Source organism: Capnocytophaga sp. oral taxon 336 str. F0502 (genome assembly GCF_000411575.1).
In the GTDB taxonomy this organism is placed as follows: Bacteria; Bacteroidota; Bacteroidia; order Flavobacteriales; family Flavobacteriaceae; genus Capnocytophaga; species Capnocytophaga ochracea.
Map to the genome: position 1 here is coordinate 725,159 of NZ_KE150488.1, position 15,616 is coordinate 740,774.

The 15,616-nt window shown below is 39.8% G+C and carries 18 protein-coding genes and 1 other RNA gene; 14 read left to right on the forward strand and 5 right to left on the reverse strand.

Features of this window, described 5'->3' with window-relative positions:
- Positions 1 to 140: 140 nt before the first annotated feature.
- The 7 genes from HMPREF1528_RS03215 (at position 141) to HMPREF1528_RS03245 (ending at position 6,676) form a co-directional block, all read left to right on the forward strand.
- Entirely contained in the window at positions 141 to 1,103 is a 963-nt protein-coding gene (locus HMPREF1528_RS03215; protein WP_016478604.1) for a hypothetical protein, read from the forward strand.
- A gap of 252 nt (positions 1,104 to 1,355) precedes the next feature.
- Entirely contained in the window at positions 1,356 to 1,925 is a 570-nt protein-coding gene (locus HMPREF1528_RS03220; RefSeq protein WP_016478605.1) for a hypothetical protein, read from the forward strand.
- A 199-nt stretch (positions 1,926 to 2,124) separates the two neighbouring features.
- Entirely contained in the window at positions 2,125 to 2,694 is a 570-nt protein-coding gene (locus HMPREF1528_RS03225) for a sugar O-acetyltransferase (protein ID WP_016478606.1), read from the forward strand.
- Positions 2,691 to 3,839: an alpha/beta hydrolase gene (locus tag HMPREF1528_RS03230; RefSeq protein ID WP_016478607.1), complete on the forward strand. Its 1,149-nt coding sequence runs from the start codon at positions 2,691 to 2,693 to the stop codon at positions 3,837 to 3,839. Before HMPREF1528_RS03225 ends, HMPREF1528_RS03230 begins: the two co-directional genes overlap by 4 nt.
- Before the next feature lie 208 nt (positions 3,840 to 4,047).
- Positions 4,048 to 5,217 carry a carboxylic ester hydrolase gene (locus tag HMPREF1528_RS03235; RefSeq protein WP_034567784.1) on the forward strand — a complete coding sequence of 390 codons (1,170 nt, stop codon included), beginning with the start codon at positions 4,048 to 4,050 and terminating at the stop codon, positions 5,215 to 5,217.
- Between the two features lie 8 nt (positions 5,218 to 5,225).
- The gene (locus HMPREF1528_RS03240) at positions 5,226 to 5,690 is read left to right on the forward strand and encodes a DUF302 domain-containing protein (protein ID WP_016478609.1); all 465 of its coding nucleotides are present in this window, start codon (positions 5,226 to 5,228) and stop codon (positions 5,688 to 5,690) included.
- A gap of 152 nt (positions 5,691 to 5,842) precedes the next feature.
- Positions 5,843 to 6,676 carry a Bro-N domain-containing protein gene (locus tag HMPREF1528_RS03245; RefSeq protein ID WP_016478610.1) on the forward strand — a complete coding sequence of 278 codons (834 nt, stop codon included), beginning with the start codon at positions 5,843 to 5,845 and terminating at the stop codon, positions 6,674 to 6,676.
- A 70-nt stretch (positions 6,677 to 6,746) separates the two neighbouring features.
- On the opposite strand, the gene HMPREF1528_RS03250 is transcribed toward HMPREF1528_RS03245, so the two are convergent.
- Positions 6,747 to 7,595: a CPBP family intramembrane glutamic endopeptidase gene (locus HMPREF1528_RS03250; protein ID WP_016478611.1), complete on the reverse strand. Its 849-nt coding sequence runs from the start codon at positions 7,593 to 7,595 to the stop codon at positions 6,747 to 6,749.
- A gap of 14 nt (positions 7,596 to 7,609) precedes the next feature.
- Positions 7,610 to 8,278, reverse strand: coding sequence for an outer membrane beta-barrel protein (locus HMPREF1528_RS03255; RefSeq protein ID WP_016478612.1), 669 nt, complete (start codon positions 8,276 to 8,278; stop codon positions 7,610 to 7,612).
- A 128-nt stretch (positions 8,279 to 8,406) separates the two neighbouring features.
- Here HMPREF1528_RS03255 and HMPREF1528_RS03260 point away from each other — a divergent pair, with 128 nt between their 5' ends.
- The 3 genes from HMPREF1528_RS03260 to HMPREF1528_RS03270 all read left to right on the forward strand — a co-directional run bounded on the left by HMPREF1528_RS03260 (position 8,407) and on the right by HMPREF1528_RS03270 (position 11,398).
- Entirely contained in the window at positions 8,407 to 9,048 is a 642-nt protein-coding gene (locus tag HMPREF1528_RS03260; RefSeq protein WP_016478613.1) for a helix-turn-helix transcriptional regulator, read from the forward strand.
- A gap of 191 nt (positions 9,049 to 9,239) precedes the next feature.
- Complete coding sequence (locus HMPREF1528_RS03265; RefSeq protein ID WP_016478614.1) at positions 9,240 to 10,310, forward strand: hypothetical protein; 1,071 nt, start codon at positions 9,240 to 9,242, stop codon at positions 10,308 to 10,310.
- Between the two features lie 245 nt (positions 10,311 to 10,555).
- Entirely contained in the window at positions 10,556 to 11,398 is an 843-nt protein-coding gene (locus HMPREF1528_RS03270; protein ID WP_016478615.1) for an aldo/keto reductase, read from the forward strand.
- Positions 11,399 to 11,480: 82 nt separating this feature from the next.
- Here HMPREF1528_RS03270 and HMPREF1528_RS03275 read toward each other — a convergent pair whose 3' ends face one another.
- The 3 genes from HMPREF1528_RS03275 to HMPREF1528_RS03285 all read right to left on the reverse strand — a co-directional run bounded on the left by HMPREF1528_RS03275 (position 11,481) and on the right by HMPREF1528_RS03285 (position 13,387).
- Positions 11,481 to 11,900 carry a hypothetical protein gene (locus tag HMPREF1528_RS03275; RefSeq protein ID WP_016478616.1) on the reverse strand — a complete coding sequence of 140 codons (420 nt, stop codon included), beginning with the start codon at positions 11,898 to 11,900 and terminating at the stop codon, positions 11,481 to 11,483.
- A gap of 75 nt (positions 11,901 to 11,975) precedes the next feature.
- Positions 11,976 to 13,055 carry a winged helix DNA-binding domain-containing protein gene (locus tag HMPREF1528_RS03280; protein WP_016478617.1) on the reverse strand — a complete coding sequence of 360 codons (1,080 nt, stop codon included), beginning with the start codon at positions 13,053 to 13,055 and terminating at the stop codon, positions 11,976 to 11,978.
- On the reverse strand, positions 13,055 to 13,387 hold the full coding sequence (locus HMPREF1528_RS03285; protein ID WP_016478618.1) for a MerR family transcriptional regulator: 333 nt from the start codon (positions 13,385 to 13,387) through the stop codon (positions 13,055 to 13,057). Before HMPREF1528_RS03285 ends, HMPREF1528_RS03280 begins: the two co-directional genes overlap by 1 nt.
- A gap of 99 nt (positions 13,388 to 13,486) precedes the next feature.
- On the opposite strand from HMPREF1528_RS03285, the gene HMPREF1528_RS03290 reads away from it, so the two are divergent.
- The 4 genes from HMPREF1528_RS03290 (at position 13,487) to ssrA (ending at position 15,435) form a co-directional block, all read left to right on the forward strand.
- Entirely contained in the window at positions 13,487 to 13,714 is a 228-nt protein-coding gene (locus tag HMPREF1528_RS03290) for a hypothetical protein (protein WP_016478619.1), read from the forward strand.
- Positions 13,711 to 14,487 (forward strand): SDR family NAD(P)-dependent oxidoreductase, encoded by a 777-nt coding sequence (locus tag HMPREF1528_RS03295; RefSeq protein WP_016478620.1) that lies wholly within the window; start codon positions 13,711 to 13,713, stop codon positions 14,485 to 14,487. The genes HMPREF1528_RS03290 and HMPREF1528_RS03295 overlap by 4 nt, the downstream gene beginning before the upstream one ends.
- Before the next feature lie 182 nt (positions 14,488 to 14,669).
- Positions 14,670 to 14,957 carry a hypothetical protein gene (locus tag HMPREF1528_RS12160; RefSeq protein WP_232211452.1) on the forward strand — a complete coding sequence of 96 codons (288 nt, stop codon included), beginning with the start codon at positions 14,670 to 14,672 and terminating at the stop codon, positions 14,955 to 14,957.
- Positions 14,958 to 15,032: 75 nt separating this feature from the next.
- Positions 15,033 to 15,435: a transfer-messenger RNA gene (ssrA, locus tag HMPREF1528_RS12165) on the forward strand.
- Positions 15,436 to 15,616 lie beyond the last annotated feature (181 nt).

Consider the following 15,616-nt stretch of genomic DNA (forward strand, 5'->3'; position numbering starts at 1 on the left):
GGTAAATTGAGGGCAAAGATAGAGAGAAATCAGTAAATTGACAAATTAGAAATTTTAAATACGAGTTGTACAGGTAGTTTGATTAGCAAATTATTTGTACTTTTGTAGCCTTAAATCATTAGCTCATCGGTAAATTTAAAATGCTTACACTCATTCGTTTTATAAAGAATTGGACACTGCCTATTTCTATGGGCATAGGCGCTTTGGTATATCTCATATTTTACTACGTGCCTGCGCTGGATACTCTCTCACAAAAACTTGCTCCTACGTTCGACACTATACTGCCTCTGTTTATGTTCCTGATACTGTACGTTACTTTCTGCAAGGTAAACTTTAAAAAGTTGTTGCCCGTACGATGGCACTTTTGGGCAAGTCTCTTCCAAATCGTTTTGGTAGCAGCGATTGTAGGGGTGATTCTTTATTTTCGGATTGGTGGGAAGGAGTTGATACTCTTGGAGAGTATTCTTGCTTGTGTGATAGCCCCTTGTGCCGCAGCTGCAGCCGTAGTAACCTTAAAACTTGGAGGCAATTTGGAACAGATGACCACCTACACTTTCCTCTCTAATCTGCTTTGCGCCCTACTGATTCCGATTTGTTTTCCACTGATAGAACCTGCATCGGAGTTTACTTTTTGGACTGCTTTCTCGCTCATAATGCAGAAAGTGTGTTTGGTGTTGGTTGTGCCTATGCTCTTAGCACTACTTACCAAGAGTGTACCACAACTTCACCGCTTTCACCAATGGCTGATAAACATTCCTGACCTCTCCTTCTATCTTTGGGGTTGTTCACTGATGATTGTTACTGGTACGACTCTTAAAAATATCTTCCACGCACAATCGGGGATAGGTTTTTTATTGCTCATTGCTTTTTTGGGGTTACTATTATGCCTAATGCAATACGCTATTGGGCGGTATATAGGTCGGTTTTTTGAAGCTTCGATTGAGGCAGGACAAGCCTTAGGACAAAAAAATACGGCTTTTGCCATTTGGATAGCTACCACCTACCTGCACCCTCTTTCCACCGTAGGTCCTGGCTGTTATATTTTGTGGCAGAATATTATCAACTCAATAGAAATTTGGAAAAGAGGAAAGTATAAGGCTTAACCCTTTGAAATAGCATTAAGTAAACGTCTTATAAAAATGAAATTTCGTATATTTACCTATTAAAACCATACAGAGAACTTTATTGCTATCTACACCGAAGCGATACCGAACCCACAGTGGGTCTACAGTGGCTCTACACCGAACGATAAACAGTCTTAAACCGGAGAGCAGATGGGCACATTTGCTAATTCAGTAAATGTTTTATAATTTTGCAGTACTAATTAACAAAAGGACAAATTAACTAATAGACCTATGGCAAAAATAAAAGACAACTTAGCAATGCAAGGCATCTCGGGAAAACTCGGCAACCAAGTAGTATATCGCAGAGTAGGCGATAAGATTATTGTTGTTGCTAAACCCCGCAGAAAGCCTACTACTCACCCTACTCTCATCTCGCAAAACAACCGATTTAGGCTCGCTAGCACCTATGCCAAAAACGCTTTGCAAGACCCTGTTCTGAAAGACTTATATACAGCAGAAGCTAAACGACGTGGTGTTATCAACGCTTATAATATGGCAGTGTCCGACTATCTCAAAGCTCCTGAAATCAGACACATCAACGCTGAAGCCTATACAGGTACCCAAAAAGGAGAGCTTATAACCATTGAAGTAAGTGATAATTTTAAGGTTGTTCAGGTGAAAGTGACGATATCGCACGGTGAGGAAACCGTTGAAGAAGGCAATGCCGTACTTACCGCTGACATTTGGCAATACGCTACTACTGCCCTGAATCCTGCTCTTTCAGGTAGTAAGATAGTAGTTACAGCCCTCGATAGACCCAATAATAGAGTTACCAAAGAGATTTTTTTAGGTAAAAGATAAGGGTTGGAAATTAGCAAATTAGGGAATTAGAGAATTAGGAAATTAACAAATGAGAAAATAAAATCCCCGTATGCAAACAGCCTGTGTGGCTCGCACCACGGGGATTTTTGTCAATATATTAGCTAATCAGCAAATAATTACTATCTTTGTACCCTAAACAACAATGAGTCTAACAACTAAGAACTAAAGACTAACGCTTATGAACAATATCTTTTCTCGTCTCCTTGCAGGAGAAACCATTTCTTTCTTTGACCCCGATTACCACTTCATTCACGAGGCTTGTGCCGAAAGCAAAAAACTTCTTGTACGCCTCAATAACACTGCCAACACTACTGAAATAAAACAACTATTACAAGAACTCTTCGGGAACCGAAAGCACGAAACCGCTGTGATTACTACCCCTATTCACCTAAATTATGGTAGGAATCTCTGCATAGGGGCGCATACCTTTATCAACCACGATTGTTCGTTCCTCGATTTGGGCGGTATTACCATTGATGAAGAGGTGATGATAGCCCCTAAGGTTACTATTTCCAGCGAAGGACACCCTGTGACTATCGCCAACCGTCAGAGTTTGAGTGTTGCCCACGTGCATATTTGTAAGAATGTATGGGTAGGCGCAGGGGCTGTAATTACCGCTGGGGTTACCGTAGGAGAAAACTCGGTAGTAGCAGCTGGTGCGGTAGTTACCAAAGATGTACCTGCTAATGTAGTAGTGGCAGGCGTACCAGCAAAAATAATTAAAGAATTAGAAAATAATACCGTATGAAGAAAATCATTTTAACAATCGCAAGTATTTTAGCTATGGCTTCTTGCCAAAACAAACAAGTGAACAACACCGAAAATACACAAACAGAAGTTCAATCCTCTAAAACCGAAAACGCTATGACACTTACACAAGAATGGGATAAGATATTCCCAAAATCAGAAAAAGTAGACCACCGCAAAGTAACCTTTAAAAACCGCTATGGCATTACCCTTGCTGCTGACCTCTATACCCCTAAAAACACTCAGGGTAAACTCGCTGCTATTGCTGTATCAGGTCCTTTTGGAGCAGTGAAAGAACAATCGTCTGGACTTTATGCCCAAACTCTTGCTGAGCGAGGCTTTGTAACCCTTGCTTTTGACCCCTCTTTTACTGGCGAAAGTTCTGGCGAACCCCGCAATATGCCCAGTCCCGAAATCAATACTGAAGACTTTTCAGCAGCTGTTGATTTCTTAGGCTCTTTGGAGAATGTAGACCGCGAGCGTATTGGCATTTTCGGTATCTGCGGTTGGGGTGGTTTTGCTCTCAACGCAGCCCTTTCGGACACCCGTATCAAAGCGGTAGGCACCAGCACTATGTACGATATGACCCGCGTATCGGCTAATGGCTATGAAATAAAAATGACCCCAAATGCTCAAGGCAATTACGACCGTGTATCGGGTAATACTCCCGAAGCACGCCGTAAGATGAAAGAGCAAATGAACAATGCACGCTGGGAAAGTGCTAAAAAAGGTTATGCTTCCTACTTGCCGGCTAATAACCTCGACCCTAAAACTATCACCCCCGAAACACCTAAGTTCATTGCCGAATACGCTGATTTTTACCGCACCAAGCGCGGTTTTCACCCTCGTGCTGTAAACTCTAACCCCGAACATTCTTGGGCTGATACCGGTATGTTAGCCCTTATCAATATGCCTATCTTGCACTACGCAGCCGAAATGCAAACCCCAGCTTTGCTCGTTCACGGCGAAAAAGCACATTCGCGCTATTTCAGTGAAGATGCTTACAAACAAATAGGTAGTAAAGACAAAGAACTCTACATCGTACCTGATGCTACTCACGTAGATTTATACGATAACAAAGCAGGCAAAATACCTTTTGATAAATTTGAAGAGTTCTATAAGAAGTGGTTAGTTGTTAATAAATAGTCATTAGATTGTAGTGATACATATAAACTCCCTGTGTGGTATGCTACTGCACGGGGAGTTTTTCATAAAAGCTACAAGTATTAGTAGGTTAAGTAAAAAATAATATGTACTTTTGCACATTATACCGTTTAAAAGTAGCCTGTGGCTACCTTTGAATGCAAAAAAGGCAGGTATAGCCACCGCAGCAGTAAAGAAACAATTGCAGTAAATGAAAAAGAAAAAGATGTATATCCTTATCACCATAGTATTAGTCTTGCTCGTGAGAGGGGGTTACTATATATTCCGCCCTACACTTCTTGCAAAACCTATGGGTAAGTATACTATTGGCACAGTGAGTTATTGTGTAACCGACCCTGATAGGGAAGAGATTTTCATCACTGATAAACACCAAGCCAGACAAATCCCCATACAAGTGTGGTACCCTGCCGAAAACACCTCTCACCCTGATTACGCCCCTTATATCCCTGAAGCTACAAAGGTGAGCAAGGCTATTTCAGAACTTTTACACATCCCGAAAGCATTGTTTTATCCGTTGCAATTCAAGCGTTCGAATGCCTTAGTAAAAGATCCTATAAACAAGGAAAAAGCGCAATATCCTGTACTTTTGTACCTCACAGGACTTTACGGACACCGATGTATAAGCACTTTTCAGATACAAGAGTTAGTTTCTCAAGGCTATATAGTGGTAGCTATTGATTGCCCTATGGCAGTAGCCTTGACAACGTTCCCCGACGGCAGTACGCTCAAAAGCCTGTCGCGAACGCTCATCGACCCTATGCTCAATGAGAGTCTTACAAGGGAAAATCCACTTTTGAAGTATAACGGAAAAACTTTTGAGGGGGGATTGATAGCCTACTTCGCCAAAGATGTATCGCGAGTAATAGATTTCCTTACTATGCTCAACACAAACGACCCTAACAATCTTCTTTACAACAAACTCAACTTGGATAGATTAGGAGCTTTTGGGGTCTCTCTCGGAGGAATTATCGTATCGGAAGCCTCTTGGAAAGACCCTCGTATCAAGGCTAATTTGATTATGGAATCGCGGATTCCTCAGAAAATAGCACAAACGGGTTTGCGTGTTCCTACAATGGTTATCACACGTCCTGCAGAAGCTATGCGCACAGAAAGAGAACGCTCAGGTGGGTGGACAGAAAGCGATATTCAAGAGCACCTCAGCACAATGGGAAACCTATGCAAAAACACAGCTGAAAGTGAATTTATACAAATCCCCGATATCTTCCACGTAGATTTTACCGATGCGCCTTTGTGGGTGCCTTTTGCTCATTTTTTGGGATTTAGTGGCAAAACCCCTATTGAGAAAACCCACCACAAACTAAATGAACTTACCCTTACTTTCTTTGATAAACACTTATAATAAACTATATGAAACACCTTATTATCTTCTTATTATTCCCGTTCTTAGCAGCAGCACAACCTATTATCAGTTGTAAAGATGTAATAAAACCTTATGGAGACTTCCAAAGTCCATTAGCTTTTGAAGAGACCGTAGCAGCACTTCAGAAAACACTGAACAGCAAGGGGATTACCATTTTTGCCACTATTGAACATCACAAAGCGGCTGAGGCAGTAGGCGAAAGTATGCAGCCTGCCACCGTGCTCATAGTAGGTAACCCCAAAGTAGGAACCGCCCTAATGCAGGAAAACCCTCGGTTGGCTATTGAACTCCCTTTGAAAATCCTTATCTATGAGGAGGATAAAACGGTAAACATACGCTATGAGAAAAATTCTGCTATCGCCGAAAAATACCATATAAAGCAAAACTTCAGCACAGCAGAGAAAATAGATACAGCAATGCTACAGTTGATAAAATCGTCAATTAGCAAATGAGAGAATTAGAAAATTAGAAAATGAACTCCCCGTGGTGCGAGCTGCATAGGCAGTAACCACGGGGAGTTTTTGTAAACTATCAATGGTTAATTGTCAATTATTAATTATTTTGTACTTTTGTTGTTTGAAAAAGCACAAAAACCTTATCGGATATGAAAAAAGAAGCTATCAAATTATTTGAAGAACGCAAGGTGCGTACCATTTGGGACGACACTCACGAGAAATGGTATTTCTCTATTGTAGATGTAGTGGCTATACTTGCGGATAGTAAAGATTTTCTTACTGCTCGAAAGTATTGGAACAAACTAAAAGAACGACTCAAAAAAGAGGGAAATGAAACGGTGTCAAATTGTCACCAGTTGAAATTAGAAGCTACTGATGGTAAAATGCGACTTACTGATGTCGCTGATACTGAACAACTTTTTCGTTTGATACAGTCTATCCCTTCTCCTAAAGCAGAACCTTTTAAACTATGGATGGCAGAAGTTGCTAGCACTCGTATTGACCAACTGCAAGACCCTGAACGCTCTATAGAACAAGCGGTGGCTGACTATCACCGCTTAGGATATTCGGAAGCGTGGATAAACCAGCGTATCAAATCTATTGAAGTACGAAAAGAACTTACCGATGAGTGGAAACGTACGGGAGTAAAAGAAGGTGTAGAGTACGCTACTCTCACTGATATTATCACCCAACAATGGAGTGGTTTTACTACCAAAGAATACAAGCAGTATAAAGGACTCAAAAAAGAGAACTTACGCGATAATATGACTAACTTGGAAATGGCTTTTAACATATTAGCCGAAGCCTCAACTACCGAACTTTCCAAACAACGCGACCCACAAGGAGTAGAAGAACAGAAAAAGGTAGCTAAAGAAGGTGGTAGTGTAGCCAAAGTAGCGCGCAAGCAATTGGAAGCTCAATTAGGGCGCAGTGTTATATCGCCTACAAAAGCTAAAGACTACCTTAAAATTGAGGAGTCGTAGCATAACACGTAATAAATAAAACTCCCCGTATGCAAACTGCCTATGCAGCTCGTATCACGGGGAGTTTTCGTCATTCGTCTCTCGTCATTCGTAATTTCCTCAGCCATAAACCTACACCAAGGTACAGCAGACAAGGAATAATACCTGAAACGGGCGAAATGAGTATCTCTCTACCTGCTTCAATGAGAATATGCTTATCGTATATCAAACTGTTAATGACAGTATCCTCAATAGCGTGCATCCACACCCCAGGCCATATCGACTTTGTAAGACGGAAAAGTTCGGTATACATCACCGTCCACGAGGTGCAGCACACCAATGCCATTATACAAAAAGTAACCTTATCGTAAGGGAATACAGCAAATATCTGTTCGGGTTTTATGAAGTAGAAAAAGTAAGGCCAATGCCACGAACACCACACTACCCCCACAATGAGGTAGAGCCACATATCTTTAATATTTAAACTGAGCAAACGGGCGGTAAGATACCCTCGCCACGACGATTCTTCAAAGAAATTCTTTACAAATTCCGCTAATACAAAAATACCAAAGCCCGCAAGATAGTCCGTCCACCGGATTTGTACATCCAGCCAGCCCAAAAGCTCCCCTATAAGCAGGGTAATGGCAATCACCACAGGGTAAATAAGGGTTGCCACCCCATACCAACGCAGGTTTTTATTGATAAGCAGACGCAATCCCGCATCGCGCCAACCATCACCCATAAAAGTGCGCAACAAGAGCCAAGTAAGCAGAGGGGCAACTATAAAAATACCCATTCCGTTAGTACCATTGCTAGTATCGCTAAAATCGCCTGTCGTTTCCCCCGTAAGAGCATCCACCCATACACCCACCCAGCCACAACTGAGGGCTACGAGAATAAAAATACATAAATTCCTAATAGTTCGTGCTTGATTCTTCATAACTTATTTTATTTCTAAAAAAACTTATATCCTACTGAAATATTAAGTATTCGGTTTGTATTTTTCCCTGAGAGGTTAGGAAGTACATCTACTAAACCTATACTATAGCCAATACCCGCCGTAAAACGTCCTATTTCTACTCCCGTAGCAAAATGTAACCCTACATCAAACGAGCGCAAATCATCGGAAGAAGTATTGCCAATAGCAAGTGAATGATAATTCCTAAAAGAATAATCTACTTCACTATTGTTTTCATAAAGCGTCCAAAGCTCTCTACTCCTGCCCCATAAAGAGTTAGAAGCATAACCTCCCGCTTTCCACACCAACTTCACTTTGCCTAAATCATATTTATAGGTAACGCAAAGAGGGTACTCCAAAGTGCCATACCTATAATGTTTTCCGGTAAGCTGCTTCCCTACTCTACTGTGGTCATAACCATAAAAATAACCTTTGGTAGAGAGCAACAATCCCGATTCCAAGCCAAATCCGCTTTGAAATTTGACATTCAGCAAAAGTCCCGTACGAACCCCTACAATAATGTTCTGTACCTTATCGGTATCGTAGAAAGGTACGGCATCATTTTGCCCTACAGTTGCTTCCAACTCCAACTTTACTTGAGCTTGAAGCGGAAAGATAGCTGCTAAAAATAGTGCTATCACCAGTGTTAATCCCACTTTTTTCATTGTTTTATATATTAAATTGTTAAGAATCCAACGAAATAGATATACTTTCAACAAATATTCATATCTTTGGCGCAAAATTACGCCAGTGCGCATCACTACACAATACTGAATAATAACCATTTTTAAAGATGACAACCGATAAAAGCATAGAGGAAATAGCCCAAGAATACATTTCTTATATGAAAATCTTGGAACAAGCAGGTAGTTTTGCCGTTTTTCTATCGGATAGATTCGGGCATTACTATTATGTAACCGAATATATTGAACCGCCTCAAGAGCTGGATATTGAACAATTGGTACATCCCGATGATTTAGAGGTGGTAAGAAGAATTGATAAAAAAGTATGGGAGTTTTTAGACACACTCCCCGAGGAAGAAAAGTTGGCTTACAAATACATCTATGAGATGAGAGTGCTCGATAGAGGGAAGTATGTACGAATGATTTACCAAATGCGCCTATTGGCATTCAAAGATGATAATTTTCTTGCAATGGGTATGATAGACCTTGCTCCCGAGCAATCGGCAAACACTTCAGTGCGTTTTCAGATAAAAAACTGCCTTACCGATGAAGTGGTACCTTTCACTATCGAAAGTGCTACCGATGTCCTGCTCACTCCGCGCGAGAGAGAGATACTCGCCCTTGCCAAAGAGGGAATGTTCAGCAAAGAAATCTCCGAAAAACTGAACATCAGCATACATACCGTAAACCGCCATCGACAGAATATCCTCGAAAAACTACAAGTAGATAATATGATTGAAGCAATAAGATAATTGGTCGTAGCACAACACGCAATAAATAAAATTCACTCGGACTTACCTCTAAATGTTGCTGTACGAAAAAATATTCATTAATTATCTATTCATTAAAATTAATTTTATACTTTTGTTGTGAATTTAAGGAAATGGGATTCTTTTTACTTAGATTCTTGTGAGTTTATATTTATTAACTAAATAGTTATGTTATGAAAAAAGTAATAAAGAAAATACTACTTACTATTCTTGTTATTTTCTTGCTCTTAACCGTATTGCCCATAGCGTATTTCTTTATTTATGGGTTCTTCCTTCGTGGTAATATTAGTGAAGAAAAAGTAAATTACCTTAAAGCTAATAGCATAATATTACCGCCAGAAAGCACAATCTCCGATACAACATTATTTACAGAGGTTAATACATCTACTGTGTTTATGTTTGGTGAGATTCACGGATTTACCAAGACACAACTTTTTGACGCTCAACTCTTGATGTACCTGAATAAAAAGTTTGGAGTTACTGATTATTTTAATGAATTTTTTACCGAAGATGCTGAACTTCTGAATCAATATCTAAATGCTGACACTCCTGATGAAACGTTGTTGAAACAACACTTCAACAATCTTAAAGAGAATATCCCGCAGCGCCAAACACAGGAGTATCTTGAAAAATGGAAGATACTTTACAACTATAATCAAACACTACCAAAGGATCAGAAGATACGAGTTTATGGACTTTTAGGTAAACAAGAAGCCTTTAAGCACAATCGCGATACTGTTATGATGAGTAATTTTGATTTAACTATCAAGCAGTTAGATAGTGTGAGTGATACAAAAAGAAACTATTATTGCTCTTTGGGTAGCGGACATATCTATCAGGAAAAATACAACGGGAGAAAATGTTTTGCTGCTCTTCTAAAACAGAAAGATTATACGGTGATTTCTGTGATGCATCGTCCTTTCGATTCAGAAATGTATCTTCCAAAAGGTTTGGGTATGCCAACGAGCCCTAACGAGATGATTTCTTGGGCAAACTGCGATGGGCCTATCTCCTATTTCACAAATGCAGAAAATTTCAAAGAAGCCTCTGGGAATCCTTCAATAGTGCTTTACAAGCTCAACAGTAAAGATTCTCCTTATGCACACTGTCAAGATGTTGTTGGTTTCAAATCACCTATTAGTTTCCTTATGGGAAAGATAACGCCTGAGGAGGATAAATATACTACTGACTATTTTCAATATGTTTTAGTAACCAGAGGCTGGAAAGGTTCAAAATTACCATAGTAAGCTTCCGTAGCTACAATAATAAACTCCCTGCGTGATACATACCACACGGGGAGTTTATTATTACTGATAAAATTCACTCGGACTTACCCCTAAATGTTGTTGTACAAAGCGAGAAAAATAGGCGGAGGAAGAAAAGCTAAAAAGATAAGGAAAATTTGTAAAAACTACCGACTTTTGTATAACAATCTTTTATAAAAATTGTTTATCTTTGCAGAGTCAAAAATTAAAAATAAGAATTACAAATGAAAAACATTGAGTTAAACAACGGGGTACAAATGCCCCTATTGGGCTATGGTGTATACCAAGTAAACCCCGAAGAATGTGAGCGTTGCGTAAGCGATGCTATCGCGGTAGGCTACCGAATGATTGACACTGCCCAAATCTATCGCAATGAAGAGGGCGTAGGTAATGCTATTAAAAAAAGTGGTATCGACCGCAAAGAGTTCTTTATCGTTACCAAAGTGTGGGTAAGCAATGCAGGCTACGAAAAGGCAAAAGCCTCTATCGAAACCTCTTTGCGCAAACTACAAACTGATTATATCGATTTGCTACTCGTTCATCAACCTTTTGGCGATTATTACGGCTCTTATCGCGCTATGGAAGAAGCCTACAAAGAGGGCAAAGTGCGCGCTATTGGCGTTAGCAATTTCTATGCCGATAGATACCTCGATTTGGCATACCACTGCGAGATAAAACCTGCTGTAAACCAAATGGAAACACACGTATTCTACCAACAGCAAGACCTACAAGAGCTAATGAAGAAATACGATACCAAGCTAATGTCGTGGGGACCTTTTGCTGAGGGTAAAAACGATTTCTTTGCCAATCCTACTCTTAATGTTATTGGTGAAAAGTATCACAAAAGCGCTGCCCAAGTAGCTTTGCGCTATCTCTTGCAACGCGATATTATCTGCATTCCTAAGTCGGTGCGCAAGGAGCGTATGGAACAAAACCTTAATGTATTTGACTTCCAACTCTCAGCAGAGGATATGAGCCAAATAGCCACTCTCGACACCCAGCAAACACTCTTCTTTTCTCACCGAGACCCTGCTTTTGTAGAGATGATATGTCAATTAGGAAATTAGGAAATTAGCAAATGTGCTAATTATTAAAATTCCCGTGTGGTACTACCACACGGGAATTTTAATAAACCATCTAACTTGTAATCTATTTGCTAAATTCTACTTCAGCATTTAGTTTAGTTATCTTTTCTTGCAATTTAGTGATGTCTTTTTGCAATTTCTCAATACGGCGATTACTTTTGGCTAAATCCTTGTTAGCCTTACTAGCTTTGCGCAAAGCTTTTTCAGCTTTGTTCGCTTTTTTAGCACTTGCCGAAGCCGAGTTGGCATCACTAAAAGCATCCGTACGATTGGTAGCTTCTTCATTAGCTTGCGTAGCCTCAGTTTGCAACGACTGATTATTGGTTTGCTCTTGAGTGAGTTTCATTTGCAATTCGTTGAGCTCAGAATTGAGTTTTAAGGCTTGCTGTTGATTTTCTAAGCGTTTCATCTCTGGTGATTTAGCTGTACCACAGCTTGCTAACATAAAGGAAGCTAACACTCCCATTAAAAGTACTTTTTTCATAATTATATTATTAATATTTTAATGCCACAAAGGTAATACATAATTAACAAATGAGCAAATGAGGGAATTAGAAAATTAGTTATCTTTTTTACAAAACCTTACAAGTTGCTCAGTAGCCTCTTGCAAACTCCGTTTCCTTACTTTGGTTTTCTCAGTAAAAAGGTCAGTAGTTAGGTTAGTTGCTTGTTTATCAATACTCGCTTTCCAATTGCCTACAACTCTGCCTTCGTGCAGAATAACCGGTTTAAATATACCAAACTTATTATGTGCCTTTGCTTCGTGCTTTTTGTCGAGAGCTACCCAACGGCTTTTATAGCCTATCAGATACTCATCGTATGGCGGAAGCAAATGCATTGTTTTTGTGTAATCGGTAGCTTCAAAGTTATTGCGATATAGATACATTGGAGTATTTTCTACTAAAACTTCTTCTAATTCAGAGGCAATCCCCTCAATAGTTTTCTTACATTGCATTTTAGGCAATCCCGACCACCACGTAAAATCCTCTAACGAGGCAGGCGAATGACTCTTGAAATACTTCTGTGCCAGTCGTTTCAAAGCTTCATCAAGGGTAATAACAGTTGTTGTGGGCACTCTTTCCGACAATAGAGCCCAAGTAGCTTCCTTGCCTTGCATCACCCCCGAACACAAAAGTCCTTCAATCTCAGCACGCAATAATAAGGGGTTGAGCAGTTTGTCATCAGGTAAAAGTCCCAAAGCTGTGAGTCTGTTAGCAATAGCTTTTTTAGACAATGACTTACCACCAACGAACAATTCACGTAGAGCGTGGGTTACCTCCTCAAAGTAATTTTGGGCAAACGCTGTACTGATACTCTTTTGCCAAGATAGCAAAGTACTCAGATTGCGTTCCTTGCATAAGGGAAGTAACCAGCCTATATCCGTTTTGCTCACCACTTGCACCGTACAACGCAAGAGATGAAGGCGCAAAAGTTCAGCCTTAGCAAAAGCCTCTTGGAGTTGGGTTAGTTGCGGAGTACATTGCCGTATACCTATCGCCCAACGGAAATAGTTATAGTCCTGTGCTTGCATAGCTCCTTGCCACGCTACAATATCCTCAGGTTTTTCATATTGAGGAGAAAGCAATTGCTGGTGCAACAATCTCAGTGTAATAGCCTCTTGCCTACTTATTGTTTTCATCAACTCATCTGCTTATTAACTAATTGACTCATCTTAGAGAGCGTTTCCTCTATCATCGCCATACGCTTCTTTACTTTCTCTACTGAAGCATCTAACGTGTACCCCTCATCAAGGAGTTCTTTGATGAGGAGTATTTTTTTGATATTGAGATAATCATATCGGCGGTTTTTTCCTTCCTCTTCTGTCAAACTGCTGATAATTCCTTTCTCTTCCCAATAGCGTATTTGTCGGGTAGGGATACCAGTGATTTGTGATACTTCCCCTATGCCCACTACCAATTTCCGCAGAAAATCAAAGTCTAACAAGAGTTCTTTTTGTACTTCTTTTGCCATAGATTGTAAATAAATTACGAAATAAGTTGCAAATATACAAATAAATACTTTACCTTTGCATTTTGTAAATAATCTACAATCAAAGAAGATAATTAACAAATGAATACAGAACTTAAACAAACTCTGCAATTTGTCTTTTTTATAGCAACACCGCTTTGCTTGGTAAACAGCTTTATTACAAGCGATAAGTTTAATCTTTGGAATGATTGGGGACTGAAGTTTCTAACTTCTTACGCAATATCATTTCCTCAGGCAGTACTTTATGTTTCCTTAGTAAAATGGTATAAAAGAAGAAGATGTAAAATCAATAAACAAATATCAAAATGAAAAACTTAAACAACAAGAATGCCGTGATTACCGGCGGAAGTGATGGTATTGGCTTAGGAATAGCCAAAGCCTTTGCCCGTGAGGGCGCGAACCTATTGCTCATAGGCAAAGACCCTGAAAAACTACAAAGAGCCCAACAAGAGCTACTAAGTGAGTTTGGCGTGCAAGTACACACCCTCTCTGCTGATTTATCAAAAACAGAGACAGTAACTGAGGTAGTGAAAGACATTGAGCGACTGCTATCTACGGTAGATATTTTAGTAAACAACGCCGGTTTGGGGAAGTTTGTGCCTTTTGAGCAAGTGGACAACAGTCTATACGACGCACACTTCAACCTCAATGTAAAAGCGCCTTATTTTCTTACCCAAAGTCTGCTTCCTGCTTTGGTGAAAAGCAAGGGGAATGTCATTAATATTTCGTCGTATTTTGCGCACCGAATGCTTCCTAACCGCGCAACAACCGTTTATTCAGCTACTAAAGGAGCTTTGAACTCTTTTACCAAAGCTTTAGCTTTTGAGGTAGGTCAGTTGGGTGTACGCGTAAATGCCATTGCCCCTGGAAGTATTTCTACCCCGCAATTCAACCGCAATTTGCAAGCCCTTACCCCCGAAAAGCAAGCCGCTTTTGAGACTATGGTAAAGGAAATATACCCTTTACAACACATTGGCACGCCTGAAGATATAGCCAAAGCTTGTGTATTCTTAGCCAGCGACAATGCTTCGTGGATTACAGGCACTGTGCTTGCTGTAGATGGCGGACTCACTACAAATTAAAGTTTGCTAATTTTCTAATTTGCTAATTATTACTATTTTTGTCCAACGATAGCTTTTGCAGTAGAATATGTACTTAAAAAATACAATAATTAAAATAAAAAAAACTCTTTTTACTGCTATGTGTATGGGCAGCACTCCCCGCTGTAGCGCAAATCTCCGACGACAAAATCCTGATCATATATGTGAGTTACCTCGAACAAGGTAGTAATTACGGACAGTTAGGAATACATTTCAACTGTTATGACAGCAAAAAGTTTGCGCTATCAGTGGGATTTGCGGGTAACTTTCGTTCGGAAAATAGATTAGTCGCTATCCCTGAAGCACAACTCTCTGCTTGGCTAAGAACCGATGACTCTCATAGTGGTTTTATAGATATCCCTGTGCTAATGTTGCGTCCTCAACTGAATTTCTCCCTATTACTTTGCCCCCGAAGCTGGTTTCCAAATCCTCTTTTTTATGTAAAAGTATGAAATAAAAAAGAGGGCAATTGTTGTGAGTATGATTATTTTTTGTATCTTTGCACCGAATTACAGAAATGAACACTTGGGGTCGACCGGTTTTGACAGTAAGTGGCATTAAATAGTAAGCATACCGAGCTGTGAAATGAATGCTCGATAATCTCTATTTCAAAATTTTAAATGGCGAGAATAACTACGCTCTTGCTGCCTAATCTGAAGTTTAGTAAGATTGCTGGCTAAGTCCCTACAAGGTAGGGAAGCGAGATGTCTCTGAAAAGCCCTTGTTGACGGCGTTTCGTACAGAGGCACCATAAAAGTCAACATTGAACCTGCGGTACGCTTCTGCTAACGGTTCTTAAGCAAAGGAAGCTAAGCGCAAAATGGGCGGTGCTCGGTCAGTTTTGCGACGAAAATCAAACGAGGACTAAGTATGTAGAAAGCTTTTTGATGACTTATTTGGACGAGAGTTCGATTCTCTCCGACTCCACAAATACCATTGTTTTTCAATATGTTATATTATAACAGGGACTAAAATAGGGACTATCCTTATTTTTAGTCCTTGCTTCATTAAGAGACTGTAAGTAGATTAAAATAATACCTATTTACTGACTTAGGTAGGATAAAATAAAACCCACTTTCCAACAAGATAGGTTAAAATAATACCTACTTAC

Excerpts from the sequence above, each read along its gene's own strand:
- HMPREF1528_RS03225 (WP_016478606.1), top strand. The coding sequence starts at position 2,125 with ATGAACAATATCTTTTCTCGTCTCCTTGCAGGAGAAACCATTTCTTTC.
- HMPREF1528_RS03250 (WP_016478611.1), bottom strand. The coding sequence starts at position 7,595 with ATGAAGAATCAAGCACGAACTATTAGGAATTTATGTATTTTTATTCTC.
- HMPREF1528_RS03245 (WP_016478610.1), top strand. The coding sequence starts at position 5,843 with ATGAAAAAAGAAGCTATCAAATTATTTGAAGAACGCAAGGTGCGTACC.
- HMPREF1528_RS03260 (WP_016478613.1), top strand. The coding sequence starts at position 8,407 with ATGACAACCGATAAAAGCATAGAGGAAATAGCCCAAGAATACATTTCT.
- HMPREF1528_RS03265 (WP_016478614.1), top strand. The coding sequence starts at position 9,240 with ATGAAAAAAGTAATAAAGAAAATACTACTTACTATTCTTGTTATTTTC.
- HMPREF1528_RS03280 (WP_016478617.1), bottom strand. The coding sequence starts at position 13,055 with ATGAAAACAATAAGTAGGCAAGAGGCTATTACACTGAGATTGTTGCAC.
- HMPREF1528_RS03255 (WP_016478612.1), bottom strand. The coding sequence starts at position 8,278 with ATGAAAAAAGTGGGATTAACACTGGTGATAGCACTATTTTTAGCAGCT.
- HMPREF1528_RS03240 (WP_016478609.1), top strand. The coding sequence starts at position 5,226 with ATGAAACACCTTATTATCTTCTTATTATTCCCGTTCTTAGCAGCAGCA.
- HMPREF1528_RS03290 (WP_016478619.1), top strand. The coding sequence starts at position 13,487 with ATGAATACAGAACTTAAACAAACTCTGCAATTTGTCTTTTTTATAGCA.
- HMPREF1528_RS03285 (WP_016478618.1), bottom strand. The coding sequence starts at position 13,387 with ATGGCAAAAGAAGTACAAAAAGAACTCTTGTTAGACTTTGATTTTCTG.
- HMPREF1528_RS03230 (WP_016478607.1), top strand. The coding sequence starts at position 2,691 with ATGAAGAAAATCATTTTAACAATCGCAAGTATTTTAGCTATGGCTTCT.
- HMPREF1528_RS03270 (WP_016478615.1), top strand. The coding sequence starts at position 10,556 with ATGAAAAACATTGAGTTAAACAACGGGGTACAAATGCCCCTATTGGGC.
- HMPREF1528_RS03235 (WP_034567784.1), top strand. The coding sequence starts at position 4,048 with ATGAAAAAGAAAAAGATGTATATCCTTATCACCATAGTATTAGTCTTG.
- HMPREF1528_RS03220 (WP_016478605.1), top strand. The coding sequence starts at position 1,356 with ATGGCAAAAATAAAAGACAACTTAGCAATGCAAGGCATCTCGGGAAAA.
- HMPREF1528_RS03215 (WP_016478604.1), top strand. The coding sequence starts at position 141 with ATGCTTACACTCATTCGTTTTATAAAGAATTGGACACTGCCTATTTCT.
- HMPREF1528_RS03275 (WP_016478616.1), bottom strand. The coding sequence starts at position 11,900 with ATGAAAAAAGTACTTTTAATGGGAGTGTTAGCTTCCTTTATGTTAGCA.
- HMPREF1528_RS03295 (WP_016478620.1), top strand. The coding sequence starts at position 13,711 with ATGAAAAACTTAAACAACAAGAATGCCGTGATTACCGGCGGAAGTGAT.